The sequence below is a fragment of the Endozoicomonas sp. Z74 genome (assembly GCF_057680865.1).
In genome coordinates, this window is sequence record NZ_JBLYZI010000054.1 from 19,651 (window position 1) to 38,235 (window position 18,585).

The following is an 18,585-nucleotide window of genomic DNA, read 5'->3' on the forward strand; positions in this document are numbered from 1 at the left end:
AACGAAGGTTGAACTCAAGGGCTTGTTAACAACTGAGCCGGTGTATTTGAGAGGGTGATTCCCTGATCGAAAGCGCTCGTCCAGAGGCTCACTCAATTACCCGGGGTACCAGGAACAGGCCTTCTTCAACGGCCGGGGCGCAGCTTTGCAGCTTGTCCCGCTGGTTGTCTTCACTGACCTGGTCGGCCCTTAACCTTTGGGTGGCATCCAGCGGGTTGGCCAGGGGCTCAATCTCACTGGTGTCGATAGCCTGCATTCTGTCAACCAGCTCCAGAATTTGTCCGATGGTGCTGGTGGTGGCTTCCACCGAGTCCTGGTCTATGGAAAGGCGGGCCAGGCGGGCAACCTTTTTGACTTCAGAGGCTTCTATGGCCATTGTCATCTCCAGAGTAAATAAGCGCTAATGTATGGGCACTGAACGGATTTCTCAAGGGGGGAATTTTCTTTGAGGAGGAATAATCGGGTCAATAAGCTTGAAATAGCGAGGGTATTCTATCCTCCGGGAGTCAGAGGGGGCGCTGGTTCCAGAATTGTTGCTTGCCCTGAGTGGTCAGCATTGTTAGAGTTTCTTTAATTACAGAAGCCTTGAGTCAAGGTAACCCACAACATGCTGAAAAGGTTACGTGGCCTGTTTTCCAGTGATCTCTCAATCGATCTTGGAACAGCCAATACACTGGTCTATGTCCGTGAAAAGGGCATCGTATTAAACGAACCCTCGGTGGTCGCCATCCGGAATCTGGGTACCCAGAAAAGCGTTGTCGCCGTAGGGACGGACGCCAAGAGAATGCTTGGCCGGACACCGGGAAATATAACGGCTATCCGTCCCATGAAGGACGGTGTGATTGCCGATTTCGATGTCTGTGAACGCATGCTGCAGCACTTTATCAACAAGGTGCATGAAAACAGCTTTATCCAGCCCAGCCCCAGGGTTCTGGTTTGCGTCCCCTGTAAATCCACCAAGGTGGAGAAAAGGGCGATTCGTGAGTCAGTTCTCGGTGCCGGTGCCCGCGAAGTCTATCTGATTGAAGAGCCCATGGCCGCTGCCATTGGTGCGGGCCTGCCCGTTGAAGAGGCCAGTGGCTCCATGGTGGTGGACATTGGTGGTGGTACCACGGAAATTGCCATTATTTCCCTGAGCGGTGTTGTCTATTCAGAGTCGGTCCGGATTGGTGGTGACCGCTTTGATGACGCTATTGTGACTTACGTCCGTCGTCATTACGGCAGCCTGATCGGTGACGCTACTGCCGAGCGAATCAAGCAGGAAATCGCCATTGCCTATCCCAGTGATGAACTGCTGGAAATCGACGTCAGGGGTCGTAACCTTGCCGAAGGTATCCCCCGCAGCTTCACTTTGAACAGCGGTGAAATTCTGGATGCTCTTCAGGAGTCGTTGACTGCCATTGTCCAGGCGGTAAAAAGTGCCCTGGAACAGTCTCCGCCTGAACTGGCGTCCGATATTGCTGAGCGGGGACTGGTGCTGACCGGAGGTGGTGCGCTCCTTAAAGATCTGGATAAATTGATCAGTGAGGAGACTGGCTTGCCGGTACTGGTGGCGGAAGACCCTCTGACCTGTGTCGCCCGTGGCGGTGGTCGGGCCATTGAGATGATGGATAAGCACCGTATGGACCTGTTGTCTACGGATTAATCAGGAGTCAGCAGGGGCTGTCAGGGTAAAAGCGGCTTGAGGCGTAATGGGATCGCCTCAATATCAGTGGATCTGTTATGCAGATCCACTTTTCCAGTTTCCGGGGCAGCGTTATCACTGCTCTTTGTCACCTCCTGGTGTGCCTTTTCCTCTGACAGTGACCTGCCTGAACGCTTCCAAATGCCCATAGCGAACGAAATACAATTTGCGCCATCCTCTCCCCCTGAAAAAGAGGAAAGCAAACTGTTTTCACGGCGAGAGCCGCGCTTGAATCGGTTAAGGAGCCGGTTATCAAACCGATTTTCAGTCAACGCCAGTCACTGTTAACACGATTTTTCCTGTTGATCGTTCTGTCACTGGCTTTATTGTATTTTGATCACAGCTACCGGGCACTGTCCCACGTCCGCCAGTGGCTGACTGTGGCGGCCACTCCTGTGCTCTTTCTGGCGGATTTGCCCGGGAGGGTCTGGGGGACGGCCTCGGAAGTGGTGGTCTCCCGCAGTGAGCTTCTGGAAGAAAACGCCCGCCTGAAAGCCAAAAACCTAATCCTGGAACAGAAAGTTCAGAAGCTGGAATCTCTCACGGCCCAGAACATCCGCCTCAGGGAACTGCTGAACTCCGCAGAGCTGGTCGATGAACAGGTGCAGGTGGCAGAGGTGGTGGGGGTGGATCCGGACCCTTTTTCCCATCGGGTCATTGTGAACAAGGGGGGCTTTGACAACGTCTATGAAGGGCAGGCTATTCTCGACGCTCATGGTGTCATGGGGCAGGTGGTTGAAGTGAGTCCGGTTAGCAGCCGGGTATTGATGGTAACGGATGTATCGGCCAGGGTGCCGGTCCAGAATAATCGGACCAAGTACCGGGCTATTGCTGCCGGAACTGGGCGGACCGATCGCATGGAGTTGTTGCATATTCCAGAGACTGCGGACTTTCGTGAGGGTGATCTGCTTACCAGCTCCGGCCTCGGGGGAGCGTATCCGGAGGGCTATCCGGTAGGGGTGGTGACCCGGGTGACCCATAATCCTGGACAGGCGTTCGCAGTGATCGAGCTGAGGCCTGTGGCAGAGATTAACCGCAGTCGTGTGGTTCTGCTGGTGTTTCGTGGTGGCACTGAGCCGATCCGGTCGGGGCAAGAGGCTGGGGTCAGTGAGCAATCAGGGGAGAGCCGTGGTAACTGAAGCGGTTAACCTTCTGGTCAGGGCCGGTCTGTGTGATCTGTACATTATCGATTTGCTCACAAGGAGGGGACATTAATGCAGCAGTCCAATGCTCACTGGGTTGTCTGGATGACCCTGCTGATGGGGGCGCTATTGAGCATTCTCCCCCTGCCAGGCTGGTTGTCCCTGATGCGTCCGGCCTGGGTGCCCCTGGTGATGATTTACTGGGTGCTGGCACTGCCGGAACGTTTTGGCCTGCTGTTTGCGTTTATTATCGGTTTTCTGCTGGATATCGTTCAGGGCACTCTGTTTGGACTGAACTCTCTTGGCATGGTGATGGTGGCTTTTATTGTATTAAGCCTCCATCGCCGTTTGCGACTGTTTCCGATCTGGCAGCAGGCTTTTCTGGTGTTTCTGATGGTGGGCTTTTACCAGTTGATTGTGCTCTGGGTTCGAAGCGCGGCCGGGCAGACCATTCCTTCAATCTGGTATCTGTTGCCTTCTGTGACCAGTGCTTTGATCTGGCCCTGGGTGATGTCCGGGCTCCGTTTTCTAAGACGCTATTTTCGAGTGGTTTGAGTCATGATTTATCTGGCCTCCCAGTCTCCCCGCCGGGCCGAGTTGCTTCAGCAGATCGGGGTTCCTTTTCAGAAACTCCGGTGTGAAATCGATGAGACCCCCATTGACCAGGAGTCTCCGGACGATTATGTGCTGCGAATGGCCCATGAAAAATCCGGGGCCGGATGGGACAAAGTGGTGGCGGAAGGGCTTGAGCGGCGGCCACTGCTGGCGGCAGATACATCGGTGATATGCGATGGCGAGATTCTCGGCAAACCTGCCGATGAAGGGGAGGCCATTGGTATGCTGGAGAAACTCTCAGGGCGAAACCACCAGGTCATGACCGCCGTTGCTATTACCGATGGCAACCGGCTGCGCTCTGAGCTATCGATCACAGAGGTCACCTTCAATCCGCTAAACTCAGATCTGATCCGGGAATATGTGGCGACCGGGGAACCTCTGGATAAAGCAGGTGCTTACGGAATTCAGGGGTTTGGTGCGATTCTGGTATCCCGGATCCAGGGCAGCTATCCCACTGTTGTGGGTCTGCCTTTGATGGAAACAGCCCGGTTGCTGAACGCCTTTCAGGTGCCTGTCTGGAACCGCTGATTGCTCTGTTGGCTCATTTCCCGGCTGCTTGTGAACATGGATTCAGGAAAACACTGCTGAGCAACAAAGGACATTGATTGCAAAGCCGCTGTAAAGTTGTCAGAAAACAAAACCCCTTTGACAATAGCTGGTATGATCCACTGTGTATCTCCAGCTCTGACACACTTTAGGGAAGGTGCGGTTAAGTCCTGTGCGTGCTCTGCAAGCTAAACAGCCTGCAGATACAAGGCGAAGTTTGCAGTTAATGGCCGTAGCCCTTAACAAGAGCTTCAACACAGTAGATGCGGGCTGTTTAGTTTGCCCTTCGGGGCCTCCAGGGCGAACCAGACTCTTCGTCAGCCTTTTTTGACAGGTCCCGACCTGCCTGCAAAAGGTTTTCTCGATTCTGATTCGCCCTGGCAGGCCAGAGTGCCGCAGGACTTAATCGTACCTTCCCTGTCTCCTCAGGGTGAGGAACGGGGAAGTGTATTGACCTCTATTGCTGCCTGGTTCGGCGATATCGGTCAATGCATTAAAGGAATTGAGGGACGGGGATGAGCGAAGAAATTCTGATGAACATCACGCCCATGGAATCTCGGGTGGCGCTGGTTGAGAACGGGGTACTTCAGGAAATATATATAGAGAGGGCTCGCAGCCGGGGGATTGTCGGTAATATCTATAAAGGCAAGGTGGTTCGGGTACTGCCGGGAATGCAGGCTGCCTTTGTCGATATTGGACTGGAGCGTGCGGCCTTTATTCATGCCAGTGAAATAGCTCCCCGCCAGGAAAAGGGAGGGGAGGATTCACAGGAACGCCCTATTTATGAGCTGGTCCATGAGGGGCAGTCTCTGGTGGTTCAGGTCACCAAAGATCCTCTGGGCACCAAAGGGGCCAGGCTGACCACTCATATTTCCATTCCTGCCCGTTATCTGGTGCATATGCCCAGAAACAACCATGTGGGTATCTCTTTAAGGATCGAGGACGTAGAAGAGCGGGAACGCCTGCGCCAGCTGGTGGAGTCCTGCCTGGGCAGAGACAGCGGTGAGGGCGACGAGGGGAAAGGGCAGTCCGGGGGCTTTATTCTCCGAACGGCTGCAGAAGGCATTGGTGGTGATGAAATCCAGGCAGATATTCTGTTTCTTCAGCGGTTATGGGAAACCATTGAAGAGAATATCAAGGAGAGTAAAGCCCCTGCCAATGTCTATGAAGACCTGCCACTGCACCTGCGGACCATGCGGGACCTGGTGAACCCCAACATCGAAAAAATCCGCATTGATTCACGGGAAACCTTCCAGAAAGTCTTCAAGTTTGTCCGTAAACTGGTCCCCCAGGTGGATGGCCGGGTAGAGTACTATCCGGGCGAGCGGCCTATTTTTGACCTGTTCGGTGTTGAAGATGAAATCAACAAGGCGCTCAGCCGCAAGGTGCAACTCAAGTCCGGTGGCTACCTGATCATTGATCAGACCGAAGCCATGACCACTATTGATGTGAATACTGGCGCGTTTGTCGGGCATCGAAACCTTGAAGAGACCATTTTCAAAACCAACCTGGAAGCGGCGGTAGCCATTGCCAGGCAGTTACGCCTGCGTAACCTTGGGGGCATCATCATTATTGATTTTATCGATATGGAGGATACCGAACACCAGCGCCAGGTTCAGAGGGCTTTTGAAAAATCCATGGAAAAGGATCATGCCAAAACCAACTTTACCGGTGTCAGTGAGCTTGGGCTGGTGGAAATGACCCGCAAGCGAACCCGGGAATCCCTTGAGAATGTGTTGTGTGAGGCCTGTCCCACCTGTGAGGGCCGTGGCACGCTGAAAACCGCAGAAACCATCTGTTATGAAATTTTCCGGGAGATTTTAAGGGCCGTCAGGGCCTACGACGGTGACAGTTATATGGTTCTGGCTTCTGAGCCAGTGATTGACCGGCTGCTGGATGAGGAGTCCAGTAATGTAGCGGATCTGGAAGAGTTCATCCAGAAGCCGATTCGGTTCCAGGTGGAACCAATCTACAGCCAGGAACAGTTTGATGTGGTTCTTGTCTGATGAATCCAGTGGTACAGCAGCTGATGAAATGGAGCTGGAGGCTTCTGATTTCGGGGCTGTTTCTGCTGGTTGTCTTAGTGGGCTTGTGTCGTTTGTTGTTTTCGACCCTGCCCCTGCTCCAGCCTTATGTTTCCAGAATTCTCAGTGAAAAACTTCAGGCGCAGCTCCAGGTAGACGAGATACAGTCACAATGGCAGGGGGGGGAGCCCTCTCTGTCACTGAAAGGCCTCTCCCTTAAAGGCCTTTCTCCTGAAGACAATAGGGCCGATATACCCGGGTTTCGTATTGACCGGCTGGATATGGAGCTGGATCTACGGGATTCTCTGTTTAAGTGGATGCCGGTTTTCAATTCCCTTCAGATCAATGGTGTGGCACTCAACCTGGATCAGGTGGATGGGGTCAAGTGGAACCTGTCCGGGATCCGGGGAATTGCCGGTTCCTCTGTTCTGAATGAAAACCGTCATGAAAAAAACCGGGAGCGTAACCGGCTGCTCAAGTGGCTCGATCTTCAGGAACACCTGGATATCCGTGATATCAGTCTGACACTGAGAAAAACCAGTGGTGAGTCCAGTCAGATCCGGGTTCGTGAGCTGTTCCTTGCCAGTGCTGAAGGCCAGAAAAAACTGGCTGCCCGGCTGGAGGTGGGAGAAGAGGGTTTCCTTGAAGTGGAAGGTCAGGGGGAGCGACTGGATCGTTGGAATACGGACTGGGCAGGTGTTGCCCGTGCCAGTCAATTGAATTCAGAACAGCTGTGTGCGCTCTGGTCCGGGTGCCACGATGATGTGGACGAAGCCTTGCTGGAGATGGACGTTCGCTGGAATTTCCGGAGCAATCGCTGGCAGCTGGCAGGGCGTCTGGCTTCTCCCCGGGTGTCTTATCGTGACCCTGACGGCCGCTGGAATCGATTGTCCGGAGAAACGCAGCTGTTTATGCAGGGCATTCGGGAGTCCCAATGGCAGATCTGGCTCAGCCAGCTGACGTTGGAAAATGCGCTGAGTAATGGTGTTTTTTACCGGTGGCAGAGCGATTGGTACCTGTCTGGTGGTAAGTCGGGGGAGCCAGGGTCTGAATACAGCGTTACGGTTGCCACCGAAAACCTGGACCTGACCCAACTCAAGCGATGGGTACTGGATACCGCAGTGCTTCCGGAAGGCGTGAGTGAACTGGTTCGAACCCTGAATCCATCCGGTGAACTGAACGACTTGGCGGCGCGCTTTTACCCTTCCCGCAAGCCCTTTGACTTTGATTTGAGTGCCCAGCTGAATAACGTTTCTGTGGATGCCTGGGAAGGGGCTCCCTCGGGAGGCAATGTCAGTGGTTCGGTAAGGATGGGGCTGCTTAAAGGCTACCTGGATCTGGATACCGAAAACTTCCGCCTCGGTTTTCCAGAGTTGTTCCGGGAAACCTGGCAATACGACACGGCCAAAGCCAGGCTTTACTGGGATGTGGTCGACGACACCTATATTCTCAAATCCGATGATCTTGCACTCAGTGGCCCTGAAGGGGATCTGAAGGGCAGGCTGCGCCTGGATATTCCTCTGGACTGGGGAGAGGATGACACCCTGGATATGGCGCTGACGGTGGGCATGAGCAACGGGGATGCCCGTTATACCGGAAAGTATCTGCCGGTGGGCCTGCCAATGGATTCACAACTGACGCAGTGGCTGGATAGTGCGATTCGTGGCGCTGCTATCCATGAAGGCGGGTTTATTTATAACGGTGCCCTGGTCAACGGAAAACTTCCAGAAGACTCCCGGTGGGGGCTGTTTTTTGATGTCACCGGGGCTGAACTTGATTATTCGCCCGAATGGCCTGCCGTGACGGATCTTTCCGGACAGGTTTTTGTTAATGATGACCGGGTTGAGGTGTTGGGTGACCAGGCCCGTTCTGCTGGAGGACAGCTGACCGGGGTCAGCGCAAGGGTAACCCTGGATGATGACCCGGTGGTTTATCTCCGCACCAGGCTGGTGGCGGATGGAGGTACCGCCCGGTATTTCCTGACCCGGACGCCCATTGATGAAATGCTCCAGGGAGAAGCAAAACTATGGGAGCTGGAGGGTGATTTTCAGGGCGATTTAAAGTTGTCGCTTCCTCTTGAGCGGTTGGATGCGTTTACCGTGGATTTCAAGGCGGCCCTGGAGGGTTTCCGGTTTGCTGTCCCGGAAAGAAAAGTGGATGTGGCGGACATTACTGGTGCGCTGTCCTTTTCCAGCAAGAAGGGGTTGAATGCCCAGTCTCTGGCAGGGGAGTTCATGGGCCAGAAAACGGAGTTCCAGATCCAGTCTGCAATCGACCAGGGTAAGCCCGACGCCGTCCAGATCAGCTGGTCGGGAGAGCTGGATGTTGCGGATTTGCAGGACTGGCTGAATCTGGACTGGCTCAGCTTGCTGGAAGGTCGTACTGGCTATAACAGTCAGCTGTGGATCCGGCCGGACCAGGGAATCACGGAACTTCAGGTTCGTTCTCAGTTGCAAGGGGTTGAGTTCCAGTTGCCTCCGCCCCTTGATAAGTCTTCTGCCAGCAGCCTCCCCTTAACGTTGACCCTGACAACCCGAAAAGATCAGCATGAACTCTCTGCGGTGCTGGGTGATCTTGGGCGTATCAGGGTGGATATGAATCCGGATTTCTCCATGGGTTCGGGAAGTCTGGCCCTGGGACCGGGGGCTGTCCTGGCAAAGGCCGCCGGAAATCAGTTTGTGGTGACCGGGAGCTTGCCAGAGTTGGATATAGAACCCTGGAAACAGCGATTCGAGGGACAGCCCGCCAGACCCGATGAGCAGAGTCTGGCCAGCCGTCTTGAGGTGAGAAATCTGCTGATCAGCCGCCTGAAGTTTGGTGAAAATCAATGGCGTGATGTTACGGTTTCCCTGAAGAGTGAGCAGGATACAGAGCCACACAAAGGAGGGGAGCCTGGCCAGCAGGCAGTGAAGTTGAGTGTCGACAGCGCTGAACTGGCTGGAAGCCTCTGGATTCCGAAGGGGGCGGGTCAGCCCTATCGGGTGGATATTGCCAGGCTGTCACTTCCGGAGTCGGAGGAAAAGTCTTCGGAAGAGGAGCCATCTGATTTGCTGGGTGATGTGGATCCGTCACGGCTGCCGGATCTGGATGTTCTGATCCGGGAGATCCGGATTGGTAACCGGGATCCGGGGTCTATCGCTTTTCAGCTCAGGCATGAAGAGAACGGGGCCCGAATTGATCAGTTCAGCAGTCAGTTGCAGGGGATGGCGCTGACCGGTTTTGCGGACTGGGTTCAGGTGGACTCTGAGCAGCGCAGCTGGTTTCAGGGGAAGCTGGAGGGCAACAGCATCGATCGACTTCAGGACGCTCTGGGTATTCCCGGTTTTATGGAGGCAAAGGAAAGCCGTTTTGATGCCAACCTGAACTGGCAGGGCTCACCACTGGGGGCGCGCTTCAGGGAAATGAAGGGCCGTATTGACCTGAACCTGAAGAAAGGCCGGTTGAAGAAACTGGAAGGGAGTTCCGGTGCCCTTAAGCTGTTCGGTATTCTCAATACTGAGGCTCTGAGCCGAAGGTTGCAGCTGGATTTTTCGGACCTGTACGCTAAGGGAATCAGTTTTGATGAGATCAAGGGAAGCCTGCGCTTTACCCGGGGAGTGATTACCTTTGATTCTCCCATCGTGATCGAAGGCCCTTCTTCGAACTTTAAAATTGATGGCACCATTGACGGGAATAAACAACAGCTGGATCTCAGTATGGTGGTGACACTTCCGGTGTCCTCTAATCTGCCGATCCTGAGTGTCTTGCTGGGAACGGCGCCCCAGGTCGCCGGGATCATTTACATTGCCGATAAGCTGGTGGGTAAGCAGGTGGATCAGCTGGCCAGCATCCGCTACAAGATAAAAGGTTCCTTCGATGATCCGGAAATCACTCTGGATCAGCTTTTTGCCAATCAACCTGAAAAAAGCAAGCCGGGCGAAAAAAAGTGAACTCCGTCCGGTTTGGCTTGCCTGATCATTGACTTATTTTCTTCATAATGGGTCTCTATATTAGGACTCACCGGTGACGCCGGGCCTGCAGTTATCCTGTTGAAATGGAATGATGACTGCGTAGAAAAATAAACAACCATGGATCAGGGATTCCAATGAGGAAGCCGTTTATCTGGGTCATGCTTCACAGCCTGGCCATTCTCTGTATTATGACCAGTTTGTTAACGGGGCTACGGATTGCTTCCGTGACAAAACCGGAATGGCTGTTTTTTTCCTCATTGCTTCCCCAGGGAAATGTGCACAGGGTTCATTTTTATTCCGGACTCCTGTTTACCACGGTCGCCCTGGCTTATCTTGTTTTCCTGATGTTGAGGCGCAAAAAGAGAGCCTCCTCTGCCCGTTATGTTCCGGGCAAGTTTCATCGTGGTGTGACCTGGTATGGTTATGCCCTGTTGCTAGCCATCATCGTCTCCGGTTGGTTGATGCTGCTGGACAGAACCAGCGGCTTCAGGGTTGCTGACCTGCACTATTACCTGGCCATGGGAATTCTCCTCTACCTTTTGTTACACGGGGCTGTGTATTTTATTCAATACGGTGCTTCGAGTATTTATCGAATCCTGTGCCCGGCCGCATCGGGAATAAAAAAACAGGCAGTGGTCGTTCTTTTTTTTCTACTGTTGATTGCTTCCCAGTTGTTTTTAATGAAGGACCCGGTTCATGAGCTGAACATCAAATCGATCCCGGTTGAGCAATTCATCACCATTGATGGTCAGGACCTTGAATCCGTCTGGAGCCAGGCCAAAGCTCTGGAGGTGGATACTTATGGCGGAGAAGGCTTTGTCAATGGTCGGAGCCGGGTAACGATCAAGGCGTTGCATAATCAACAGGAAATCTATTTTTACATTCGCTGGGAAGACCCTACGGAAAGCCTGGAGCATTTGCCCCTGGAAAAAACCGTGGCAGGCTGGAAAGTGCAGGGGGAGGGTTTTGATCGCTTTAATGAAACCAGCCTTTATGAAGACAAACTGGCGATTATGGTATCGCAAAGCTGTAAACCGGCGGCCGATAACACCGCCCATCTTGGGCCAAAGCCTCTGGGGGATAAACCGGCCAATTGGCATGGCAAGGGATACCACTATGCCACTGATGGACAGTTGAGGGATTTGTGGCACTGGAAAGCGGTGCGAACCAATAACATGATCCAGGCGGAAGACAGCTTTATTGCGGCCCCCCTGTCGGTCCGTCCGGGTCAGAGACGTTACACCGCAGGCTATCAGTCCGACGGCAAAGAGTCCGGTGGTTATGTGATGAACTGGCAGTGGTACTCACCCAGGACGGTTGTTCCCAAGCGACTGCCCCTGGACGATGGAATGCTCACTGCATTTCATGGAAGTGACCGTTCGCTGAACTGGCTCCATTCCTGGTTTGATTATCAGGCTTACGGGAAAACAGAAGATCACTTTCCCGTGGGTACGCGAATGCCTTCCGTCCTGTACCGTTCCAACCGTTTTGAAGGAGATCGTGGAGATGTGCGGGCTTTTGGGCGCTGGCAGGACGGCCATTGGTCACTGGAGCTGGTGCGAAAGCTGGATACCCGATCCCGTCGTGACCTTGCCATAACGTCCGGGGTTTGTTTATGGGTGGCGGCCTTTGATCATGCCCAGGTGGGTCATACACGACATCATCAGGGTATACAGTTGCAGCTGGAGGATGAGTCATGATTCATCGGTTAACCGCTCTCCTGCTGCTGGTGGCTGGCCTGATGGTTTATTCGGCAAACCGTCCCCCTGACACGCCTTCTCCCCAGGATAGCCACTGGCAGAAGATCAGCGACCTGGGACAACCGGTTGCGTCCTGGCAGGGGCCATGGAGTTGCGTTCTGGATAAAAGAACCGGGCTGCTCTGGGAGGTGAAAACCGACTCGGAAACGATTCATGACAGCTACTGGTCCTACTCCTGGTTTGATGGCAAGAGGGGCACGCCGGAGGGGGGCGACTGTTTTTTTGACGGAAACCGCTGCGACACTCTTGATCACCTGACCCGGACCAATGAAGAGCGGCTGTGCGGTCATGGCAACTGGCGCCTGCCGACGGTTGTGGAGCTACAGTCCTTGCTGGATACATCCGCACCACCAGGCACCCCGAAAATTAACACCGCTTTTTTCCCCCATACCCACAAAGGCGATTACTGGACATCCGAACACTCCATGACGTTGCCTGCAATATACCGCTACCTGGGAGAGGGAGCCCGGGCTTTGAGCTTCCTGGATGGACAGGCCAGGGTGCTGCCTTATCGTAATGCCGCTTTTGCAAGGCTTGTAACGAACCCTTAACAGCAGCAGTTCATAGTGATGATGGCTAATCACGGAACCGCTTTGGCAGAACCGCCAGAATACAGAAGCGCTGTCAGGGGTGATGGCTCTGCCGGTTTCCTCAATAACCCGGACAATGGATTTGATCATGAACAAATGGATGCTTCGTATATGGATAACGGCACTGGTGATAACCAGCAGCCCATCGGCGTTATCGGCGACACAATATCACCGGCTGGTCTGGGACAGCGATCCCAGCCGGAGTGCCGTCATTGGTTTTTCTCCCGATGGCAGCAGCAGTCAGCCTTATGTGACTTATGGCAGCAGTACTGACGAGTCAGGCTGGTCCTCCCTTGAACCCACGTATTCCCGGGTTTTTGATGGCTCTTTGAACAGCTTTTTTGTCCGTCTTGAAAACCTGAAGCCGGACTCCAGTGTGTTTTACCGCGTGTGTGATCAGGATGGTTGTGGTGACCGTTTCTGGTTTCGAACGGCACCGGAAGGCGACAGCGGTTTTGTGATGGTGGCCGGTGGAGATACCCGGTCGGGCTGGACCAACCGGCGAAATGGCAATCAGCTGATCGCCAAGATTCGCCCCCTGTTTATCCTCCATGGGGGGGATTTTACCGACGACAATAACCGCTCCCAGATGGAGCAGTATCTGGAGGACTGGGCGCTGACTTATTCCAGTGACCAGATCGACGGTAAGGCCTATAAGCGAATTTATCCGTTTATTCCCACCCACGGGAATCATGAAGACGACGATTATTCCACGGTCTGCAAAGTGTTTGGGGTGGATGCTGATGGCAATGGCAACTGCAACCCCCATGACACCTACAGCGGGATCACGGTGTCTCCCTTATTGAGGGTCTATACCCTGAACAGCCAGTTTAAGGACAGTGGCTGGTCCAGCTATGCATCGGCCATGAACCAGTGGCTGGTCAGTGATCTTGCTGACCATGGGAAAGATGCGGTATGGCGGATGACTCAATACCATAAGCCGATGTTTCCCCATTACTCCAGTAAATCGGAAAACACGGAATTGTTTGATTGGTGGGCCCGGCTGTTTTATGACCACGCCATGAACCTTGTGGTGGAATCGGACAGCCATATGAATAAGGTGACCCGTGAGCTGGTGCCCCAGGGAAGTGGCTTTACCGCCACGGCTTCCGGGGGCACGGTTTATGTTGGGGAAGGCAGCTGGGGGGCGGTTGCACGATCCGCCAATGACCCCAAGTCATGGACACTGGACCTGGCCAGTATTCAGCAATTCAAGGTGATTCAGGTGGCCGCGGGGCAGATGAATGTGCGCACTGCCCAGTTTGATTCGTCGGCCTCAACCCTGAGCCGGGCGCAGCGGGAGGCCGATCCGCTGCGACTGCCGGAAGGGGTTAACTGGTGGCAGGCCAACGAAGTCGGGGAAAGCATGGATCTGGTGCAAACCGCTACCGGGCTCTCTGTTATTAAAAGCCTGAACGGTGATGGTTCTATCCAGTTTGTGGAACTGCCCGCTACTGAGGATGCGTTCATCGCCAGCAACAAGGGCAATGATAATTTTAACGGGCACGACGATGGTCTTCTGGCGGATGGCAAAGACAATAGCTACGGGCAGTTGCTGTCTCTGATGAAGTTTGACACTGGCCCGGTTCCCCAGTGTTCGGAGGTGGTCGGGGTCAAGCTGGCGATTGATGTTTCCAACCCCTCCAGTGGCGAGTACCGGCTGCATCAGGCTGTGGAGAGCTGGCAGGAGAGCATGGTTTCCTGGAATTCCGCCGGAGGCCTGGATCAGGCAGGTCAGCTGCTGGCCAGCTTCACCCCTGAGGATAAAGGCATGGTGAACATTGACCTGACCGGCAGCAATATTCTTGAGCACTGGGACAGTCAGGGGAATTATGGCCTGGTCATGGCCTCCGGAGGAACATCGGACGGGGTGGATTTTGACTCACGGGAGACGGGGAACGCCCCAACCCTGATTGTCAGTTATAAGCCCCAGGAAAATTGCGATGTTACCGAGTTATCTCTGGTGACCAGCGATGACAGTTTTATTGCCAGCAATCAGCCGGACAATAACTTTAACGGTCATTCTGATGGCTTGCTGTCCGATGGCAAGGATAAAACCTTTGGTGAGTTGCAGACCCTGTTGAAATTTAATCTCTCAGCACTGCCATCCGCCGCAGTGGTTGAATCCGCCCTGCTGGAACTGAATGTAACCAATCCCTCAGGCGGCAGTTATCAGGTATTTCGGGTTAACCGGGACTGGCAGGAGAGTTCGGTTACCTGGGCCACCGCTGGCAGCAATGGCGGTTATGGTGAACTGCTTGCCTCGTTTTCCCCAGGTTCGAAAGGCGTTATCCAGGTGGATCTGACAGCATCCGGAGTGCTGGAACGCTGGATGGAAACAGAAAACCATGGCCTGGTCATTGTCTCCAATGGCACCAATGACGGACTCGATTTCAGTTCCCGGGAGCTGGGTGGAGGGCCGGTCCTCAAGGTGAAGTACCGATGAGTCAGGTAGAGAAATAATAGACAGCAGTCACTTCATAAGAAGTCCGGACATGAAGTGCTGCTGCTCTGGCCCATGATCAGACAAAATGCCCTGCAGGAACACTGAAGCGCTGGAAGGACCACAGTCTTTTTGTTCACCTGTCTCTTTGTAAACGAGCGGTATTACTCGAGATCGATTGATGCGGACAGTGTGCGGTGAATCACAGACCTTACTCGTTCGTATTCTAATTCTTCCGTGGCATCAAAACGGTCAGAACCATAAATGGCAGAGAGAAATGCCATAGAGCCCGATAAAATCGCCAGCGTGTCGAACAACTTAACCGGTTTGCCGCTGCTTTCAGCTAATTCATTCAGTGCTCTTTGCCAAATTTCAGTGGTGGTTATGCTGAATTGAATAAAACCGTCACCGGGGGTAGCGCCTGCCAGATTGTGCATCATGATCTTTAAAAAATTGGGGTGCGCCAGAGTATGACGAATAAAGGTGTCAATCAGTGCACTGATCTTGGCTTTCGGGGTGGAGAAAGACTTCTGATCAATGGCCTGCAGATTGGCTGTATGTTCTTTATAGAGGCGTTCCAGAACCTTGTGGTACAGCGTTTCCTTATCTGGGAAGTGATGCAGTAAGCTCGGGCGGCGAATGCCCACTTGCTCGGCAATGATGTTCAACGTGGTGCCTGCAAAACCGTGGGTGGCGAAGCAGTCTTCGGCTACGTTGAGGATTTCTTCCGGTCGATTGGAAGGGGGGCGGCTCATCTTTGTATATCTCTAATCGGGTTGGTCTGGTCGGCACTATACCTGTGTGGCCGTGCTGAAGCATTACTCCAATCTACCTAACTTCTCATTTCTTTACCTCTTTGGCGTTGACTCGGAATTACCTGGATTATAACCTACCAACCGGTAGGTAGTCATGTTGTTTGTTGGTTTTTTGTGCGAAAAGATGGGGGAGCTCTATGGCTAAGGCGTTAATCTTTTTGAAAGCGGCGGGTGACGTTGCTGAATTGGAGGCTGCTGTTCAGTCTTCGATCTCAGAAATATTCCCTGAACTGGGATTGACTCGGAAGAATCAGGTGGCAGTACGCTTAATGCGCGCGCCAAAGTTTGACCCTCTTTATAACAAGGCGTCACCTCATGCTCATCCGGATCTGACTATTGAAGTGCTCACTGCTCCTGGCCTGGCTTTTGGCTCTGTTACAAAAGCCCTGGTGCAATCGCTGGAAGGTAAGTCGGTTGTTTTAGAAGACTCCTTGGCTTTATTGATGCATGAGCGTGTGTATCGGCCAGCTGCTGCGCAACCGGTCAATCTTCACTATTTGATGGTGCGTCGGGGCGACATGTCCCAGGCAGACTATTGCGATTACTACACCCATTACCACGGTCGTTTTGGGGTGCATTGTGGTGGCATTGAGCGTTACTGCCAGAACTATATTGATGAGGTTGGCAGCCAGGCTTTATGCCGGACCCTGAGTTTACCCTATCGCGAAGTGACCAGTATTTCAGAGATGAGCACCCCGTCCCTCGAGACCTTCTTCTCTTCTCCTACTTTGATGGAGCTGGCTGAACCGACCACGATGGATGAGCTGCGTTTTGTTGATCGCGATGATTCTGTCCTGTTTACCTCTGAGGTGTTTTTCACTTTGGGCGATTTGGCGAAAATCCACGAGCCTGTTTATCCACAGTATTACGATACACCTGAATTGCATTAAGTCAGATATACAAGGAGTTTAATGATGAAAACCAAATTAGTTGTCGTTACCGGCGCATCGTCTGGCATTGGGCTTGAAACAGCCAGGCAGTTGGCCGAGGCGGGTTATACCGTTCTTGCTTGTGCCAGGTCGAAAACCTGTCCGGACCTGGAGGCCTATAACAATATTGAATACCAGCCCTGTGATATCACAAAACAGGAGGATTTGCTTTCCCTGGGAGAGAAGGTGGGGGAGCTTATTAAAAAAAAGGCGCCAATAGAGTCCATCGGATTGATTAATAACGCGGCCATGTCCTGTATCTCACCACTGGAGAGCGCCAGTGAAGAAAATGTAGAGAGTATATTCAGAGTCAACACTTATGGGCCGTTGTTCTTAATCCAAACCTTATTGCCCTATATGAAAACAGTGCCGAGCCGCATTGTGAATATCAGTTCCGGAGCCGGCACCCTGGCGGTACCTCTGTATGGTGCTTACAGCATGTCGAAGTTTGCTATGGAGGCTATGTCGGATGTGATGCGCGTGGAGTTTAAACGTTTCAATATCAAAACGGTCGTGGTACAGCCGGGGCTGATTGATACGGATATGCATAACAAAATTATGGATGCGATGGAGGGAATGGAGCCAGAGGTTTGTAAAGCTTACGAGCAGCAGATCCGAATCGCGGTAGAAGAGCAAGCCCGTAATGCAAAAACGGCGACAAAAGCTCGTGAAGTCAGTGAAGTGATCAGGCATGCCCTTGAAACGCCTAAGCCGAAAGCCCGTTATGGTGCCGGTAAGGATGCAAGGTTGTTGCGACGTATTCACTGGTTGCTCAGTGCTAAAGTGCGCGATGACTTGCATGTTAAACGGGGTGCCTGGTGATGACTGATCACGGGAAGCGGAGCATCTGGCTTAATTAATCATTAGGTAAACCCCCGGCTATGCCGGGGAGACTCCCATAGGTTTGATCGAGGCTTCGGTAGCTGATCCTGCTAACTCCGCCCTGAACGGTTAATGGCTTTCCCTCACCCCGGCCCTCTCCCAGAGGGAGAGGGTGTTGACGGTGCCAATATTGAAAGCCCTCTCCCTCTGGGAGAGGGTTTGGGTGAGGGTTGGAGCCTGGATTCTGATCAGCGCCCTTGGGCGCAATAAAAGCCCTTTGAGGGCGTTATCTAACTCAGTTCAGAGAGAGAGCAACATGTGTGTGTACGGCATCAAGCGAGAAAGCGGTTTTAGCAAGCCGGTCCTTCTGAACATTATTCTAGTACTGGTGATAGTAGTACTGGTTCTGCAGGATGGTGATCCCCCGGTTGAATCAACGGCGGTTTCCAGTTTGACTGGCCAGCCAGCGGCCCCGTCATTTGATGCGACCCCTCTGGAGCGTTCAAAGAGCTTTATGGAAGCAGCTGCCGACAGGATTAAAGGGGGGGTGGCTCAGGTGAAAAAAGAAGCGAATATGAAGGCCATTGAACTGGTTGGTAAGGTTGCAATGGCCAATATGCCAGAGGACATGGCCGGTGGTTATCATAAAATCCCCGTGGAAGTGGTCAATATTGCCGCTGACGTTTATCAGACCATGGGTGTGGGGAATACCCACCTTATCAAAACCTCAGAAGGCAATGTGGTATTTGATACGGGCTTGATCATTCAGGCCCCGCAACAGATGCGCCTATTGAAAGAAGTCGCTCCGGAAAAAGTAACGCACATTATTCTCAGTCACGCCCACTTCGATCATATGGGGGGGGAGCGCTTTTGGCGTGAAGAGGGTACTGAGATCGTTGCCCACAGGGAATACCTGGAAAAACAGCGGTCTTTATCTGAGTTGCAGACCTATTACCACAAGCGCAATCGCGTGGTGTTTCCCTGGTTGCCAGAAGAGCCGCCCGCTATTCCGGGCATGGAATACGGTGGAGTCATACCAACCATGGAAGTGACCGAGAAAGATCTTTACTTTGAGCAGGGTGGCGTTGAATTTCATGTGTTGTCGACACCGGGAGCGGAAGGTGCTGATAACATCAGTTGTAGTAGTTCAGACCTGATCTGACAGTCACCGATTTTTCAGAGGGTGTCTGTCAGGTCAAATTCAGGCTACAAATTTTTCCTTCCAGATCTCTTTGCCATCTATCAGAGTTTCCATTGGCGTTCTT

14 protein-coding genes are annotated in these 18,585 nt (G+C 53.1%); 12 read left to right on the plus strand and 2 right to left on the minus strand.

Annotated features, from left to right (window positions below; all coding sequences use genetic code 11):
- Positions 1-88 precede the first annotated feature (88 nt).
- Positions 89-376: an Asp-tRNA(Asn)/Glu-tRNA(Gln) amidotransferase subunit GatC gene (gene gatC, locus ACNRUY_RS15615; RefSeq protein WP_488112575.1), complete on the minus strand. Its 288-nt coding sequence runs from the start codon at positions 374-376 to the stop codon at positions 89-91.
- Between the two features lie 231 nt (positions 377-607).
- Here gatC and ACNRUY_RS15620 point away from each other — a divergent pair, with 231 nt between their 5' ends.
- The 9 genes from ACNRUY_RS15620 to ACNRUY_RS15660 all read left to right on the plus strand — a co-directional run bounded on the left by ACNRUY_RS15620 (position 608) and on the right by ACNRUY_RS15660 (position 14,757).
- Positions 608-1,645, plus strand: a complete 1,038-nt coding sequence (locus tag ACNRUY_RS15620; protein WP_488112576.1) for a rod shape-determining protein — start codon at positions 608-610, stop codon at positions 1,643-1,645.
- Positions 1,646-1,944: 299 nt separating this feature from the next.
- Positions 1,945-2,823, plus strand: a complete 879-nt coding sequence (gene mreC / locus ACNRUY_RS15625) for a rod shape-determining protein MreC (RefSeq protein ID WP_488112589.1) — start codon at positions 1,945-1,947, stop codon at positions 2,821-2,823.
- Between the two features lie 75 nt (positions 2,824-2,898).
- Positions 2,899-3,381 carry a rod shape-determining protein MreD gene (gene mreD, locus ACNRUY_RS15630; protein WP_488112577.1) on the plus strand — a complete coding sequence of 161 codons (483 nt, stop codon included), beginning with the start codon at positions 2,899-2,901 and terminating at the stop codon, positions 3,379-3,381.
- A gap of 3 nt (positions 3,382-3,384) precedes the next feature.
- The gene (locus tag ACNRUY_RS15635; protein WP_488112578.1) at positions 3,385-3,969 is read left to right on the plus strand and encodes a Maf family protein; all 585 of its coding nucleotides are present in this window, start codon (positions 3,385-3,387) and stop codon (positions 3,967-3,969) included.
- A gap of 533 nt (positions 3,970-4,502) precedes the next feature.
- Positions 4,503-5,993, plus strand: coding sequence for a ribonuclease G (rng, locus tag ACNRUY_RS15640; protein WP_488112579.1), 1,491 nt, complete (start codon positions 4,503-4,505; stop codon positions 5,991-5,993).
- The gene (locus ACNRUY_RS15645; protein WP_488112580.1) at positions 5,993-9,940 is read left to right on the plus strand and encodes a YhdP family protein; all 3,948 of its coding nucleotides are present in this window, start codon (positions 5,993-5,995) and stop codon (positions 9,938-9,940) included. The genes rng and ACNRUY_RS15645 overlap by 1 nt, the downstream gene beginning before the upstream one ends.
- A 155-nt stretch (positions 9,941-10,095) precedes the next feature.
- Positions 10,096-11,661: an ethylbenzene dehydrogenase-related protein gene (locus ACNRUY_RS15650; RefSeq protein WP_488112581.1), complete on the plus strand. Its 1,566-nt coding sequence runs from the start codon at positions 10,096-10,098 to the stop codon at positions 11,659-11,661.
- Complete coding sequence (locus tag ACNRUY_RS15655; RefSeq protein WP_488112582.1) at positions 11,658-12,272, plus strand: Lcl C-terminal domain-containing protein; 615 nt, start codon at positions 11,658-11,660, stop codon at positions 12,270-12,272. Before ACNRUY_RS15650 ends, ACNRUY_RS15655 begins: the two co-directional genes overlap by 4 nt.
- 127 nt (positions 12,273-12,399) lie before the next feature.
- Positions 12,400-14,757, plus strand: a complete 2,358-nt coding sequence (locus ACNRUY_RS15660) for a DNRLRE domain-containing protein (protein ID WP_488112583.1) — start codon at positions 12,400-12,402, stop codon at positions 14,755-14,757.
- Positions 14,758-14,918: 161 nt separating this feature from the next.
- Here the strand turns inward: ACNRUY_RS15660 and ACNRUY_RS15665 are convergent, their stop codons facing one another.
- Positions 14,919-15,509, minus strand: coding sequence for a TetR/AcrR family transcriptional regulator (locus ACNRUY_RS15665; RefSeq protein ID WP_488112584.1), 591 nt, complete (start codon positions 15,507-15,509; stop codon positions 14,919-14,921).
- 197 nt (positions 15,510-15,706) lie between these two features.
- Between ACNRUY_RS15665 and ACNRUY_RS15670 the strand changes: the two genes are divergently transcribed.
- From ACNRUY_RS15670 to ACNRUY_RS15680, 3 genes are all read left to right on the plus strand, one after another.
- Complete coding sequence (locus ACNRUY_RS15670) at positions 15,707-16,459, plus strand: EthD domain-containing protein (protein ID WP_488112585.1); 753 nt, start codon at positions 15,707-15,709, stop codon at positions 16,457-16,459.
- Positions 16,460-16,483: 24 nt separating this feature from the next.
- The gene (locus tag ACNRUY_RS15675) at positions 16,484-17,320 is read left to right on the plus strand and encodes an SDR family NAD(P)-dependent oxidoreductase (protein ID WP_488112586.1); all 837 of its coding nucleotides are present in this window, start codon (positions 16,484-16,486) and stop codon (positions 17,318-17,320) included.
- A gap of 181 nt (positions 17,321-17,501) precedes the next feature.
- The gene (locus ACNRUY_RS15680; RefSeq protein WP_488112587.1) at positions 17,502-18,482 is read left to right on the plus strand and encodes an MBL fold metallo-hydrolase; all 981 of its coding nucleotides are present in this window, start codon (positions 17,502-17,504) and stop codon (positions 18,480-18,482) included.
- Positions 18,483-18,585: the final 103 nt, after the last annotated feature.